Consider the following 15,036-nt stretch of genomic DNA (forward strand, 5'->3'; position numbering starts at 1 on the left):
AGATGTTTCAGTTCACCGGGTTTGCCTCCTTGCGGATAACATGTCTTCAACATGCTGGGTTGCCCCATTCGGATACCTGCGGATCATATCGTATGTGCCGATCCCCGCAGCTTTTCGCAGCTTATCGCGTCCTTCATCGCCTCTGAGAGCCTAGGCATTCCCCATACGCCCTTATCTAGCTTGTCGCCAGACCTTTTGTTCTATTCGTATTCGTACTCTTTACTTAAAAAATTCGTGTTTTCTTTTTCTTCAGTACATATATCCCTAAAGATATACGTCCTGTCCCAATATGTCAATGAACTTGTGGCGAGTCGCCCTCGGACAATTAAAAATCGTCTTTAAGGCTCCTCATGCAATACCTCGCGATAATTCAATATCACTTCGCATTACCTGGTGGAGAATATCGGAGTCGAACCGATGACCTCCTGCGTGCAAGGCAGGCGCTCTAGCCAGCTGAGCTAATCCCCCATATACTAGTAGTTAGTACATAGTAGTTAGTAGTCAGTGCCTCCAACTACTACTCAACTTCTAGAATTTCCTTCAATATTTATTCTCAATGAACGTGCACACCTATCTAAAGATGCTCCTTGTAGTCCCAGGCAGACTCGAACTGCCGACCTCTACATTATCAGTGTAGCGCTCTAACCAGCTGAGCTATGGGACTGTCCCTACCACTCTTAGTACTTCGTACCAAAAGAAGTATTCTATTATTATTAATGTGGAGACTTTCTTTTTTGACCTACAGTTTAGATTATATTTAGAACGAGGCGTCGGGACCTTTTTAAATTCCTCGGGCCGAAGCTCTAGAAAGGAGGTGTTCCAGCCGCACCTTCCGGTACGGCTACCTTGTTACGACTTAGCCCTAGTTACCGATCTTGCCCTAGGCCGCTCCTTGCGGTGACGGACTTCAGGCACTCCCGGCTTCCATGGCTTGACGGGCGGTGTGTACAAGGCCCGGGAACGTATTCACCGGATCATGGCTGATATCCGATTACTAGCGATTCCAGCTTCACGGGGTCGAGTTGCAGACCCCGATCCGAACTGTGACCGGTTTTGTGGATCCGCTCTGCGTTGCCGCATGGCTTCCCGCTGTACCGGCCATTGTAGCACGTGTGTGGCCCAGGACGTAAGGGCCGTGATGATTTGACGTCGTCCCCACCTTCCTCACGGTTTGCACCGGCAGTCCCGTTAGAGTCCCCGACATGACTCGCTGGCAACTAACGGTAGGGGTTGCGCTCGTTATAGGACTTAACCTGACACCTCACGGCACGAGCTGACGACAACCATGCAGCACCTTGCAAATTGCCCGAAGGAAAAGGTATCTCTACCCCTGTCAAAATGCATTTAAGCCCTGGTAAGGTTCCTCGCGTATCATCGAATTAAACCACATGCTCCACCGCTTGTGCGGGCCCCCGTCAATTCCTTTGAGTTTCATTCTTGCGAACGTACTCCCCAGGTGGGATACTTATCACTTTCGCTTGGCCGCCCAGGTCTCAAGGACCCGGACAGCTAGTATCCATCGTTTACGGCGTGGACTACCAGGGTATCTAATCCTGTTCGCTCCCCACGCTTTCGTCCATCAGCGTCAGTATATAGTTAGTCACCTGCCTTCGCAATCGGTGTTCTATGTAATATCTATGCATTTCACCGCTACACTACATATTCCGGCAACTTCACTATAACTCAAGACCGACAGTATCAAAGGCAATTTTACAGTTGAGCTGCAAACTTTCACCCCTGACTTATCGGCCCGCCTACGGACCCTTTAAACCCAATAATTCCGGATAACGCTCGGACCCTCCGTATTACCGCGGCTGCTGGCACGGAGTTAGCCGGTCCTTATTCTTACGGTACCGTCAGTGGGCTACACGTAGCCCTTTTTCTTCCCGTATAAAAGCAGTTTACTACCCATAGGGCATTCTTCCTGCACGCGGCATGGCTGGATCAGGCTCCCGCCCATTGTCCAATATTCCTCACTGCTGCCTCCCGTAGGAGTCTGGTCCGTGTCTCAGTACCAGTGTGGGGGATCCCCCTCTCAGGGCCCCTACCCATCGCGGTCTTGGTGAGCCGTTACCTCACCAACTAACTAATGGGACGCATACTCATCCCCTACCGTAACCTTTAACCATAAATACGATGCCGTAATATGGTACCATGTGGTATTAATCCAAATTTCTCTGGGCTATCCCACAGTAGGGGGCAGATTGTATACGCGTTGCGCACCCGTGCGCCGGTCGTCATCGGTAGCAAGCTACCATGTTACCCCTCGACTTGCATGTGTTAGGCCTGCCGCTAGCGTTCATCCTGAGCCAGGATCAAACTCTTCATCGTTGTTTCATTATATATTATAAGTCTATCAACCTAAGGTCTTCCCGGCCCCGACTCTCATCCTAAAATAAAAATCTTGTCTGTATGTTATTTTTCGTAATTCTTAGCGGAACTGAAGGTTTCCCTTTTTGTCCCTATTACGCTGTCTCCACAATATGTCAAATGAACTTCTATATTCCTCCCCGGTCTCCCGGTGACACCCGATAAACATTGTTACTGTTTGTCTAAGCGGCTGCAAATATACAACTGTTTTTTTAACCGGCAACTTTTTTTGAAAAAAATTTAAATCTTTTTTTCGGCCGTAAAAAACAATATTTCAAAAGGAACGTTTACTCTTTGTTTACCCTCGCTTAACAAACATCTTCATACCTGTTTTGCGGGCTGCAAATGTAAGACCCTTTTTTAATTCTCAAAGAGTTTTTTGGAAAAAATTTCATTTTTTTTTGCCCTCATTTTGCACCTGCTTGATAATGAAGCCAAAAGCATCTGAATCATTTTTGCTTTTTTTAAACCTTACCCAGGCCAAGCCTGCAATTTTCACTATTAACCCTTTCTTAACCTTGGTCGACCTAGAGCTCAATTTCGTCTATCCAACCGGAAATTTATCTCCACCCTACATAAAAAAGCATGTCGATAGGGTAAAAAAAATATACAGTCGGGCTAAATCTTTATTCCTTTAAATAGAATTTTGATGGAGTATGGGAATCCTTCCCCATAAATACCCCTCCTAAGAAACTACATTTTTATGAAAAGAAATTCCAAACCAAACCAAAACGGATCACAAAATCGCGATATGGGTAGTTGGGTGCGGAGTAATAATTCGGTTCACTACTGAACAAGGTATTGAAGTGTTCCGCCTTTAAATAGATCCGGGTCTGCTGTATCTTGGCGTTGATGAAGAAGTCCAACATAGGGAAGCTTCCCAACTTCTGGTCATTCTGAAGATAGAACTCCCCTAGGAGCGAATTATAGGCGTCCATGTTATATTCCGAAAAATACTTAAGGGTAATCCCCGTCTGCATAAACATGGCCTTCTTAAAGACCTCTGAGGAAAAATACAGGGTGTTTCTTGTAACGAGCTCTGGAACGTTCAATACTTGATTGGCCTGCGATACGTTTTGGTACATGACCGTATTGTTCAAGGCAAAGCCCCCTAACTTGAATTCCTTGGCGTATTTGATCTTGGTATGGTTGAGTACGTTGTTTTCCTGTAACGGACGGATCGTGGCATTCTCCATGCCCTCCTCTATGGCTTGCAAAGGGTCTTGCCCAAAATAGGTATAGTTGTCTACCGTTTCATAGCTCATGGAAAGATGGCCCCATATTTGGGATTCAAAATCAAAACGCAGACCGTAGACCTGTTCCTTCTCAAAATTAGAGAGGTTCGACCAGTTGTAATTTTCGTAATCGCTTTGATAGAGCAAGAAATTAAAGTTGGGCATCTTCGACGAGCCATATGCAGATACCGCCAGCTTATGCTTGTCGTTAAGCTTATACGATGCAGATGCATTCATTTGATTACCGCCCAAGTCACCCGTTAGATTGTATTTTGCCATGGCCTTGAGCTGAAAACCCTTGATACGTTTTTCATACTCGGCCCCAATAGCAATCTCTTCACCCTTTAAACGGCTCGGTATCTCAACTCCGTTGCCATCGATTAAAATGCTATTGAAAAAATAATTGTAATTATATAGTGATACATTCCCTTGAAGCCTACCAAGGGTGGCATTGTAAAACTCGGCATTGACCTGGTTGTACATGGTCTTTAAACTGGCCCTGTCTTCTATGGATGAGATAAAGTTGTTTCCGTAGTACGCATTCGCCGAGGTTTGGTTAAAGGCGTAATACTTGGTTTCATAATTGAACTGATGGCCAATGCCCAAGGAGGTCTTCTCTTGGCTACTCGAATCCTTTTCCTTTCGAATCAGTTTATATAGATGGTCTAAATAGTAGCGTTTGCCCAGTATCTTACTATTGGCATCACTAAAACGGACATCAATTTTGACACGGTTGCTAAATTCCGAATCGCCCGATTCAAACTGGCCTTCTTCATCTACCAGCCCCCCGTTTTCTATATTCTCTATATCTTGGGCCGCTATATGGGCCCGAAGGCTGTATCGGCCATTTTCGGTAACATAATTGGTCGTCGTCCTAAAATTACCCGATTCCGATTGGTTGTACTGGTACTTGCCCAAAGACCGGAAACCTTTATAGGCAATTGAAAAATTCAGCCGTCTTGACGTATTGAACGCCAAACTGGCATCTAGCAATTGACCTTGCTCAAAAGTGGTCTTAAAGAACAAGTCCGACATGGGCGTTGCCACATTGTAGTACTTTATATCTTCCTTTTCGAAATAGTTACTATGAAGCGCAATGGCCCCCATTTCAGGATATAGGTTATTCGACTTGAAATCGACCCCTAGTTTGTTGTAAGGCTTCCCGACATTTGAAAAAGGCATCAACTCAAAATCGTCCTTTCTTAAATAATTGTACTTGTACTCCTTTTGTATGGTAAGCGTGGTATCTAAAAACGTGGTGTCCCTGGCATAAGAAATAATCTTATAATCCCTTATGGTGACCTCTTCGGGTTCGGGTTCTTTCTCTTTTTCCTTAGGCCCGAGCCTTCTCGGCATACGGCGCATGGCCGTAGTATCTACCTCTTTTCGGGGAGGGATGGAATCTTCTTGGGCGAAGACCTGTACACATGACAACTGAATTAAGAAAATGAGGAAAAAATATTTCATTGAAGTTAATTACAGCGGTAAAGTTAATTTTTTTAGTTCGTAATTAAATGTGAAAATTTAAATATGCCATAATAGCCGGGTCTTTCCCGCAAAAACGATCGCCACCTTCCCTTTATAAGACCGCCATGGCCTTGGCCCGATTTTCCACAACTAGGAAACGCCCCCATTAAATGTCCGCCCCCCTTTTTGCCATTTCAAAGTATTTGACGATATTTCGAAAATAAGTTGATCTACAACAAGAAGCAAACCATGTTAAAGCCTTACCACCACACCCCAATCAAGGAAGCGGGAACCGACGAAGCCGGAAGGGGATGCTTGGCCGGACCCGTAACCGCAGCGGCCGTAATCTTGCAAAAGGGGTTCAAAAACGAGATTTTGACCGACTCAAAGCAACTCTCACATACAAAACGCGATCTGCTTAGACCTATTATTGAGTCGGATTGCGCGGCCTATGCGGTGTCACATGTGTTTCCCGATGAAATAGACGATATCAATATTTTGAACGCTTCGATTTTGGCCATGCACAAGGCCCTTTCCCAATTAAAAACCGTTCCAAGGTTCATAGTGGTCGACGGCAACAGGTTCAAACCTTTTCAAGACATCCCCCATGAGTGTATTATAAAAGGGGATGGAAAATACCTGAACATTGCCGCTGCATCGGTCTTGGCAAAAACCTACCGAGATGCCTATATGGAAGAACTCCATAAAGAATACCCGGTTTACAATTGGAAAAAGAACAAGGGCTACCCCACAAAAGAACACCGTGAGGCCATTCGCAAATACGGCATTACCAAATACCACCGTAAAAGCTTCAGATTACTTCCCGACCAGTTAGAGCTAGGGCTAAAGCTCTAGTTCTGTTTTTCTTACATGTAGGAATAACACATTTTTGACCATTCATATACTATTTGCTACCATCTATACACTATTTCTGCCCCAGAAATACAAGCTTCTATTGTCAAAATGTGATTTCCTTTAGTTTTGGTGTTAACCTTTTTAGGTGTTTCCCATAAATGAAAGAGAAACACAAAGGCAAATGATTCATGCCTTAACGGATAATACTATTATCAAATACCGATTGACATGAAAAAACGAACACATCTGGCAAAACTGGCAATGGTTTTTCTGGGGCTTTTTTTTGTAAGCCATACAAGTAGCGCGCAAATTCTAAGAAAACTTGGGAAGGCCGCTGAGCGGGCCGCGGAAAGAACCGTTGAAAGACGTGTAGAAAAAGAAACCTCTGAAAAAACCGATCAAGCCCTTGATAGTATTTTTGAACCAGGGGAAAGCAAAAAGAAGACGAAGAAAAAGTCCGGTTCAAAAAAAGACAACACCTCAACCAATAAGGCGCCTACCGAAACCAGCGGTACTAGCGGAAACTCCGCTTCCACCGTTCCGAAAAACGCTTCGCCGACCATGGCCATATATAGCAAGTTCGATTTTGTTCCCGGAGACACTCCCCTCTTTTTCGATGATTTTTCAAATGAATTTGTGGGCGATTTTCCCTCGCGATGGAATACGAACGGAAGTGGAGAACTGGTTACCGTAGAAGGTGAAAACAGCAAATGGCTAAAACTTCTGCCAGGTTTCACCACTGCGTACATTCCCGATATAAGCCCGTTACCCGACGAATTCACCCTAGAATTTGACGTCATTGCACTAGGACTCGACAAAAAAACCTCGTCACAGGCGTACTTCGGCATTGTTATAGAAGACAACAATACCTTTAAAAAAGGAGCGAACATGGGCATGGTGGAATATTCCCTTTGCCAATTTATAGACCCAGGGATAACCGTAGAAAACAAGGTCGCTTCAAAAAGGGTCATTCGAAACATCGTAAAAGCCGATATACGCCAGGTTGTGAACAACAAACACCACATATCGGTAGCCATCAACAAAGAGCGTTTTCGATTTTGGATAAACGAGAACAAATATATTGACGTACCTCGGCTACTCCCATCCAATGTACAGATGCAGGGAATAAAATTTATGCTTCGCGGAACGGATACCAATAAAGAATCTATACTAATAAGTAATATAAAGGTAGCCAAAGGAGGTGTTGACTTACGAAGGAAACTATTGGCCGATGGAAAAATATCGACCAACGGCATTCTGTTCAACAGCGGCTCGGCCGAGATACAACCCCAGTCGATGGGCATTATACGGCAGATATATCAGGTACTGCAACAAGACTCTTCCATCAACCTCAAGATCGTAGGCCATACGGACGCCGATGGAGATGACAAGAAAAACCTTCAACTCTCAAAGCAAAGGGCCGAAGCCGTAAAAAATGCACTCGTATCTATATATGATGTATCTTCCAGTAGACTATCTACCGACGGCAAAGGAGAATCTGAACCTGTTGGAGACAACTCAAGCCCCGACGGCAAATCTATGAACCGACGTGTAGAATTCATTAAACTATAAATAACACACCTTATGAAGACCGCTTTATTAACAACCGTATTCTGCCTTATCGTGACCACCGTCACTTTTGCCCAAGACAGCTGTAGTAAATTTTACCCTCTGGAAGAAGGGAGTTCGTTTGAATATACAAATTATGACAAAAAAGAAAAGGTAGAGGGCTCAGTGCACTACACCATTACCGAGGTCCGCTCCGAAGGCGCTGCTTCCGTAGCCACTTTTGATATGAAGTACAAGGATAAAAAAGGAAAGGACCTATTTGAATCAAATTACTCCTTCAGCTGTGAGAACGGCCTGGTCACCATTGACTACAAATCACTTTTCCCCTCGCAAATGATGCAGCAATACACGGAAATGGGGTTGGAGATGGACATCTCGGGAACCGATATCGAACTCCCCAACGACCTGAGTGTAGGCCAACAATTGGCCGATGCCAATGTTACGGTGGCCATGAGTATGAGCGGCATAAACATGAACGTTTCGGTCGACCAGACGAATAGAAAAGTAGAAAAAAGGGAAAACGTGACTACGCCTGCCGGTACTTTTGACTGTTATTTGATTACGGAAAACCACATGACCAAGACCATGGGCGCGACCATTGAAACCTCAACAAAGCTGTGGCTGGCGGAAGGCATAGGCATGGTAAGACAAGAAGCGTACAAAAAGAATGGCACCTTAATGAGCCGAACCGAGCTTACCCGATTTACTAAATAATACAAGCAAAAAACGCTTACTAAATTTATAACCGATGAAAACCAAAATACTCCTTCTTCTGTCACTCCTGTTTATTGTAAGCTCTTGTGACGAAGATGCCACCGAAGGCCTTGTAATCGATCCTGACGATATAATTGACAACGAAAACATCATAGTGGTAGACGAAGGGGCGGATAGCGGAAACCCCAAGATTTTTATTTCGCCCAATGAAGTAATCGTCAAATACGACCCAGGGGTTTCACAAGACTCGGTAAGGAAAGACTTCCCCTTGCTCAATTATAAAAAATGCGACTGCGGGGATACCAATATTGAATTGTGGGTTTTTGACCCCGGCATCGATGAACTTGAAATTGAAGGTGTTGTCCAGAGGCTTTCAAGACGCAGCGGGACACGGGGCGAACGCTCCTTCGACATTCAACTTACACCCGTCGGACCATTTCCCCAGCCCGGACAGGATGTATTAGCCGATACAGTAGGCCTAGTCGGCCCTGCTTCCAGTCTTTCAGTTAACATTGCGGTCATCGATACCGGACTCGATTTTAAAAGATACCTGAACACCGAAAGCCCGGAGAAATTTTTGTTTCCCAGCGGCTACTATAGCTACTGCTACGATACGGGTACCGGTTGGAATTTTACAGGTGAAGGAGACCCCAACTTTGTAGATGATAACGGGCATGGCACCTACGTAACCAAAATCATGACCGACGAACTCGACAAGAAAGGCGTCGACTATCAAATTCTACCTTTAAAGGTTTTCGACGCAAGTGGAAGGGGATCGTATTGGGACGTGCTTTGCTCCTTGGCCTATGTAAAGGACATCAACCATTTTCGTAAGGTAATCGATATCGTAAATGCCAGTTTTGGCGGCGGGCTGCCACGTGAATTTTTTGACGAGCCGGAAGCCGGGGAAACCGAAAACATCTTTACCGAGATGCTGGAAGCCCTTAATGATCAAGGCACATTGGTCATTACCTCGGCCGGAAACAAAGGTGAAGACAACGATACCGGCGTCGAAGGGGATTTCCTGTCCTCTTTTCGGTCTCCCAACATAATCTCGGTTGGCGGTTACGAGTACGATACGATCAATCCTGCTGCACGGCCCATCACACTTCACCGCCTCTCAAATTATGGAAGCGACGGAAGCGTCGATATCGCATTGGCCTTCAACAACTATGAGATCATCTACGATACCAGCGATTCACTCCGAAAACAAAGGGTAACCCTACATGGCACTTCGTATGCCGCGGGCGCCTTGTCGGGAAAGGCCGGCACCCTAATCGACAGCCTAGGCAATCTTTCTATCGAAGATCTGAAAACCCATATCTTCAACTTAACGGAACACGCGCCCCAGCTCGACGGCAAAATAGTCGATGGAAGGGCCCTTATCCGGGAAGAATAAGGTAAACCACCCTAGAGGGGAAACCGCCCATGGCCATCCATGGGCGGTTTTTTTTTACGCCGCAGGTACTTTAAGAAACTGCGATATACCATCAAATTTCTTGCTATATTTAAGACCCCGTATTTGACCAACAAATTCCCAAACCCGCTGATCGATATGCCCTTAACCCGAATACCCTCTATGGTGCACCTGCGATTCAACTGTATCCTTTTTTTTCTTTTGGGCCATTTGTGCATGGCACAACAAGAAATCTTGACCGAGATTATCCATACGGATGCGCAGAAGGAAGTGATCGAACAAAAAATCGACGCTTTCTTCGCCTCCCACACAAAAGATATGTCCCCAAGGGAATTGGCCGATTGCTACCACGATGTGGGCAATAAATGGTATCACGAACAGTGGTGGGACACAGGGGAGGAAAGCGATATCGAAAAGGCCATTTATTACACCCAAAAGGCTTTGGAAATCAAGTCAGGGTTAAAAGACCTAGAAAAGGGATCCTTGGACAACACCCGTTTCAACCTCGGTGTATTTTACAGTCTTAAAGGGGAAATTTATAAGGCCCGAAATACTTTCTTGCATATTTCGAACAAGGGAAGTGACGTGGAATGGATACAAAAGGCCCGACTTGAACTAGGCTACAATTATTTGACCACAGGCGATTTTTACAAGGCCCTAAATCAATTTTCAGAGGTCACCTTATTGCATGCCGGGGTGCCAACCTCCCCAAGCACATCGCCATACATCATCGATATCGACGCCCAAATCTTAGTGGCGGAGACCTACGCCGAAATGGACCTGAAGGAATTTTCAAACGAGATACGTTTGAACCTTAAAAAAGCAGACTCCCTCATCGGTCGTTACAAGGAAGCCGACAAACAATACCGAAGGCGTATCGACCATTTGGAGGGCAACCGACTTATCGAAAACGGCAGCTACGAACAGGCCATCGCCAAACACAAGCAAGTACTAAAAGACTCCGTGGACCTGGGGCCCAGGGATATAGCGAACATACACAGCAGCATCGGCTACTCCCATTTGAAATTAAAAAACTACGACCAGGCCCTCATCCATTTAAAAAAGGCAAATTCCTTGGTTGAAGATTTTTCCCTTCCTTACGAAAACCTAGGCGATTTTTACCTTGACCAAAATAATTACGAAAAAGCCCTGTACCATTACCAAAAAGCCATTGTACTGTCAACCGACGGCAGAAAGGGAATACGTTTCGATGAGCTTCCGTCCGTTGAGGACCTTGAACTTGCAAGCGAAAAAATTGTTTTGCTTGGCCATGTAATCGCCAAGGCCAACGGCTGGTTAAAGTTTTACGAATACGACAAAAACAAAGACCACCTCGACCATGCTTTAAAAACCTTTGCACTGGCGGATCAACTGGTCGATATCATACGATCGGAAAGTACGGAATACCAATCAAAGCTCTTTTGGCGCGAAAAAGGGGCTTCGTTGTACGCGAAGGCCGTACAGGCATGTTACTTGCTCGACAAGCCCAAAGAAGCCTATTATTATATGGAACGCAACAAGGCCTTATTGCTTTTGGAGGATGTGTCCGTGGAACAGGCAAAGGAATTGGCACAATTGCCCCAAAAAACAATAGAACGCGAGTTCAGGCTCAAACAAAATATTTATTTATCCGAAAACGAATTGAGGAATCTTGAACCTACTTCCGAAAGCTCCCTCGATTCGGTCAGGCAACGGGTCTATGAAAGCAAGCGGATCTATAACGCTTTCTCAGATTCACTGGCTGCGGCCTTTCCCGACTATGCCAACATCAAAAAACAAGTCCGTTTGCTCTCCCATACCGATTTTATATCCGATTACATTTCGGACGATGAAGCCGTACTCCAATATATCCTTAACGAAGAACAAGGATACGGTCTGCTGACATCAAGCGAACAAAGTACTTTCTTTAAACTTGACGACGTAAAAAAATTAAATGATCAACTGATAGTGCTCTACGGCCAATTGACCGACCTGACCACCAGCCGAGACGAGCTGACGCGTTTCAATACCTTATCTCACCAAATTTTTAACCAATTGGTACCCGAAACCGTACACGAGACAATTAAAGGAAAAAAACTGACCCTCATTACCGATTACATCCTACAACAGATTCCTTTTGAAGCCTTTGTGACCGACCTCGAGAATCTCACTTACCTAATAGAGAACACCGAGATCCGGTACGCCTACTCGATGTCGTACCTAAATGCAAAAAAACAGGTCTCCAGTAAGGCCAAAAACGATTTTTTGGCCATAGCCCCTATAACATTTAACACTCTGGAACTTCCAGAACTTGTGTTTAGTAAATCTGAAGTGGAAGAAGCGGAAAGAATCTTTCCCGGAAAAAGGCTGATGAACCAAGAAGCTACAAAAGCAAGGTTCTTAGAACAGGTAAACGACTATAACATTATACATCTTTCTACCCATGCCGATATTGGCGAGGAGAACGACCCTTGGATCGCCTTCAGTGACGAAAAAATGTTTCTGAACGAGGTGTATGCTACCAAAAATCAAGCTGACATCGTTGTGTTAAGTGCCTGTAATACTTCGATAGGCGAACTTAAAAAAGGCGAAGGGGCCATGAGTTTGGCCCGAGGCTTCTTTCATTCCGGGGCGAAAAGCGTGGTATCTTCCCTATGGTCTACCAATGACAAGAGCAGTAAGGAACTTATGGTAGCTTTTTACCAAGGTCTTGATGAGGGACTCACCAAATCGGCCGCCCTACGGAAGGCCAAAATCGATTATATCAACAAGTATCGGGGCAGCAGTATTTCTCCGGCCTATTGGAGCGCTTTGATCATTATCGGGGACAACATACCGATCAGGCCTGCCCATAACCAATGGTCTTATATCTTATATATAGTTCTAGGGACTCTATTGGCCTTAGTGCTTTATCTTCTTGTCAAAAGAAGGGAACACCTTTCCTGAATTTATTCCAAGTCCCTAAAAAGTTTAGAGGCTTCCTCTTTTTTATATCGGCCATCGGCTACCAAATCGTTCAACATACGGATGGCATTTTCCTTTTCATTTATCTTCAAATAGGCCAGTGCCGCATACCAAAGGGCCTGTGGCCTAAACTCTCCCTTTTCGTTTATTGTTTCATCAAAAAGGGCAATAGCCTTCTCGGCCTGCCCATTTTTAAGATAGGATTGTGCCAAGTAGAAATTGACCGCTTCGGTGTTCTTTGTTTCTTTCAACTGGGTAAAAAGGGCTATCGCCTGAACATTATCGTTGGTCTCATAGGCTACAAAGGCTTGTCGCTCCAACGAAGTATCGGCTTCCTCTCCACGGGTAATGGCATATACCGTATTCGGATACTCTTGAAAGTGCTCCTCATACATATCCATATAACCCGATCCTGAAAAATTGTTGTAGCCCAACCAGCCCAAGCCGACCAATAAAGCTATCGAGGCCGCCATGGCCCATTTTCGATAAACGGTAAACGGTGCTCTTGCCGTTTCTTCTTTTTGAATACCTTCTTCAAAGCCTATAAGTTTGGCCTTAAGTTGTTTGGCCTCCTTTTCACGAATAACCCTCTTGAGGTTATTTTCAAAATCGAATTGCTGCTTGAATTCACCATCGGTCTCCAAAAGTTGGGCGAATAGTCTTTCTTGCTCGGGCGTTAGCCGGTTTGAAAAGTAATCGTAGAGTAATTGCTCCTTATCCATGACTAGTAGGTATTTTCTTGGATGCGTTCCTTTAATGTTTTCATACACCTCGATTTGGCCGCCTTGACCACATTTTCACTATTGTAATTCCCCGCTTTCATTATTTCTTGAATGGTGTAACCACGATAATAAAAGAAGGTCAGTAATTCTTGGCATTTAGCCCCGAGGTCTTTAAAATGCTTCTGGAGTAGTTTCTGTTCCCTTGTCAGGTCGGACCGCTCCAGGTCAAGCGTACTTATCTGTTCATCAGTGTCGCCTACCCGAGTGAGGTCGTAGCTTCCTGAGACTGTTTTTTTGTTCTTCCTCATCCTATCAAAAATTAAATACTTGCCAATAGAGAATAGATAGGTAGAAACACTGCTGGTCAAGCTTTCTAATTTCCCGTTCATTATGTTTTCATAAAAAACGATATAGGCATCTTGGTAGATATCGATGTTCTCTTCTTCCGTAAGCTTATAGCGCCTCGCAAAATTCAAAAACTTAGACCGGTTATCTTCATAGACCTTCCGGAGTGTTTCTTCAGAACCTGCTTGAAGCTCTTCCAGTGTAATATTTTTATCTGTCTCTTGCACTTTAATAAACAGGAATTGAAAAGGTTAACATCAACGGCCGCTAATTTAACGTTTTTTGTATGCGCTTTTTGATTATTGCCGGCATATCCCTCAATAATTGGCCGTTTGTAGTATTTAAACTACAAACGTTTACTAAAAAACTTCCGGATTATGCTTGGTATTAACCTTTGCCCCCTAAAACATAGAAAATAAGAACACAAAATTTTTAACCATGGAAACTTATAGGAAATTGGAGATAGCAAAAAGAATTTTGATCGTCGCTTTGATAGTAACCCTCTGAATATACTATCAACTATAGGCCCAAAATGATTTCCTGACCTAATTTCCCTGTCATGCATAGGTCGAGGGAGATCGTATCACGCCTGTCCCAAACGAGCAAACCGAGGCCAACCCCGTGGCTCCCCCCCCCCTTATCTTAACCTTCACCTTCCGCTACCATTAAAAGGAAACTAAAAGTATCACCACAAAAGAAAATATCATGAAAACACCAACAACATTTTTTATTGTCTTACTGTTAGGTATATTCCTGTTGAATACTTCCTGCTCCAAAGAGGACGGACCCAACGCACCCGAGCCCGTGGCCAAGGAAGAAACAATTAAAGAAGAAATAGAAGAAGAACCGGCCAACAACCCTCCGGACAGTTTTAATTTGATCGGGGTAATCGATGGCGTCACAGACGTGGATGTCTACCCTACCTTTAGCTGGGAAGAAGCTACCGATCCAGATGGCGATACCATTACCTACAACTTATATTTAGGCAGAGAAGAAGACCCAACCCAACTGTAGGCGGCAGACCTTACCGACACTTCTTATGAGCTTACATAAGGTTTGCATACCTATGAACCTATTACTGGAAAGTAGTGGCCAAAGATCCCAACAACGCAGAGGTAGGTAGTAGCATAAACCAGTTTAGCACTAGAGGCCTTAATTTTAACCATACCCCAGTTACGGCTGCTGCCCCTTTCTCGGGAAGATTAATTCATACCACGGCTGTTTTGAACAAATAAATTATGGGTCATTGGGGGGCTAGATGGAAACAGAAAAAATGACGTCTGGGCTTTTAATTAAATCCGCAACAAAAAACCTCAGTTAAACCCTGAGTTTTTTTTATGCCCCAATGTTAACCTTTTTGCGTCACGTTCATAAAATGAAAAACAATCGATATTCCTTA

At 44.5% G+C, this 15,036-nt stretch carries 9 protein-coding genes, 2 tRNA genes, 2 rRNA genes and 1 pseudogene (1 of these 14 running past the window's edge); 7 read left to right on the top strand and 7 right to left on the bottom strand.

Going from position 1 to position 15,036, the window contains the following annotated elements:
• The 5 genes from ZOBGAL_RS04385 to ZOBGAL_RS04405 form a co-directional block, all read right to left on the bottom strand.
• A 23S ribosomal RNA gene (locus tag ZOBGAL_RS04385) occupies positions 1-187 on the bottom strand (it extends 2,648 nt beyond the left edge of the window).
• Positions 188-391: 204 nt separating this feature from the next.
• Positions 392-468: transfer RNA gene (locus ZOBGAL_RS04390), tRNA-Ala, on the bottom strand.
• A 122-nt stretch (positions 469-590) separates the two neighbouring features.
• Positions 591-664 (bottom strand) — tRNA-Ile (locus tag ZOBGAL_RS04395).
• A gap of 143 nt (positions 665-807) precedes the next feature.
• A 16S ribosomal RNA gene (locus ZOBGAL_RS04400) occupies positions 808-2,331 on the bottom strand.
• Together the 16S and 23S rRNA genes with 2 tRNA genes alongside form the textbook arrangement of a ribosomal RNA operon.
• A 740-nt stretch (positions 2,332-3,071) precedes the next feature.
• Positions 3,072-5,072, bottom strand: coding sequence for a putative porin (locus tag ZOBGAL_RS04405; RefSeq protein ID WP_013992300.1), 2,001 nt, complete (start codon positions 5,070-5,072; stop codon positions 3,072-3,074).
• Positions 5,073-5,321: 249 nt separating this feature from the next.
• On the opposite strand from ZOBGAL_RS04405, the gene ZOBGAL_RS04410 reads away from it, so the two are divergent.
• The 5 genes from ZOBGAL_RS04410 to ZOBGAL_RS04435 all read left to right on the top strand — a co-directional run bounded on the left by ZOBGAL_RS04410 (position 5,322) and on the right by ZOBGAL_RS04435 (position 12,552).
• The gene (locus ZOBGAL_RS04410; protein ID WP_013992301.1) at positions 5,322-5,927 is read left to right on the top strand and encodes a ribonuclease HII; all 606 of its coding nucleotides are present in this window, start codon (positions 5,322-5,324) and stop codon (positions 5,925-5,927) included.
• Positions 5,928-6,155: 228 nt separating this feature from the next.
• Positions 6,156-7,499: an OmpA family protein gene (locus ZOBGAL_RS04415; protein WP_013992302.1), complete on the top strand. Its 1,344-nt coding sequence runs from the start codon at positions 6,156-6,158 to the stop codon at positions 7,497-7,499.
• Between the two features lie 12 nt (positions 7,500-7,511).
• On the top strand, positions 7,512-8,210 hold the full coding sequence (locus tag ZOBGAL_RS04420; protein WP_013992303.1) for a TapB family protein: 699 nt from the start codon (positions 7,512-7,514) through the stop codon (positions 8,208-8,210).
• A gap of 34 nt (positions 8,211-8,244) precedes the next feature.
• On the top strand, positions 8,245-9,609 hold the full coding sequence (locus ZOBGAL_RS04425) for a S8 family serine peptidase (protein WP_013992304.1): 1,365 nt from the start codon (positions 8,245-8,247) through the stop codon (positions 9,607-9,609).
• 123 nt (positions 9,610-9,732) lie between these two features.
• A complete protein-coding gene (locus ZOBGAL_RS04435) occupies positions 9,733-12,552 on the top strand; it encodes a CHAT domain-containing protein (protein ID WP_158499713.1) in 2,820 nt (939 codons plus the stop codon).
• Positions 12,553-12,554: 2 nt separating this feature from the next.
• Here ZOBGAL_RS04435 and ZOBGAL_RS04440 read toward each other — a convergent pair whose 3' ends face one another.
• Both ZOBGAL_RS04440 and ZOBGAL_RS04445 read right to left on the bottom strand, forming a co-directional pair.
• Positions 12,555-13,292 (bottom strand): tetratricopeptide repeat protein, encoded by a 738-nt coding sequence (locus ZOBGAL_RS04440; protein ID WP_013992306.1) that lies wholly within the window; start codon positions 13,290-13,292, stop codon positions 12,555-12,557.
• Between the two features lie 2 nt (positions 13,293-13,294).
• Complete coding sequence (locus ZOBGAL_RS04445) at positions 13,295-13,864, bottom strand: RNA polymerase sigma factor (protein WP_013992307.1); 570 nt, start codon at positions 13,862-13,864, stop codon at positions 13,295-13,297.
• 478 nt (positions 13,865-14,342) lie between these two features.
• Between ZOBGAL_RS04445 and ZOBGAL_RS04450 the strand changes: the two genes are divergently transcribed.
• The gene (locus ZOBGAL_RS04450; RefSeq protein WP_013992309.1) at positions 14,343-14,651 is read left to right on the top strand and encodes a hypothetical protein; all 309 of its coding nucleotides are present in this window, start codon (positions 14,343-14,345) and stop codon (positions 14,649-14,651) included.
• A 219-nt stretch (positions 14,652-14,870) separates the two neighbouring features.
• A pseudogene (locus ZOBGAL_RS24000) lies at positions 14,871-14,933 on the top strand (hypothetical protein); the annotation flags it as partial.
• Positions 14,934-15,036 lie beyond the last annotated feature (103 nt).

Origin of the sequence: Zobellia galactanivorans (assembly GCF_000973105.1) — a bacterium.
Taxonomy (GTDB): domain Bacteria; phylum Bacteroidota; class Bacteroidia; order Flavobacteriales; family Flavobacteriaceae; genus Zobellia; species Zobellia galactanivorans.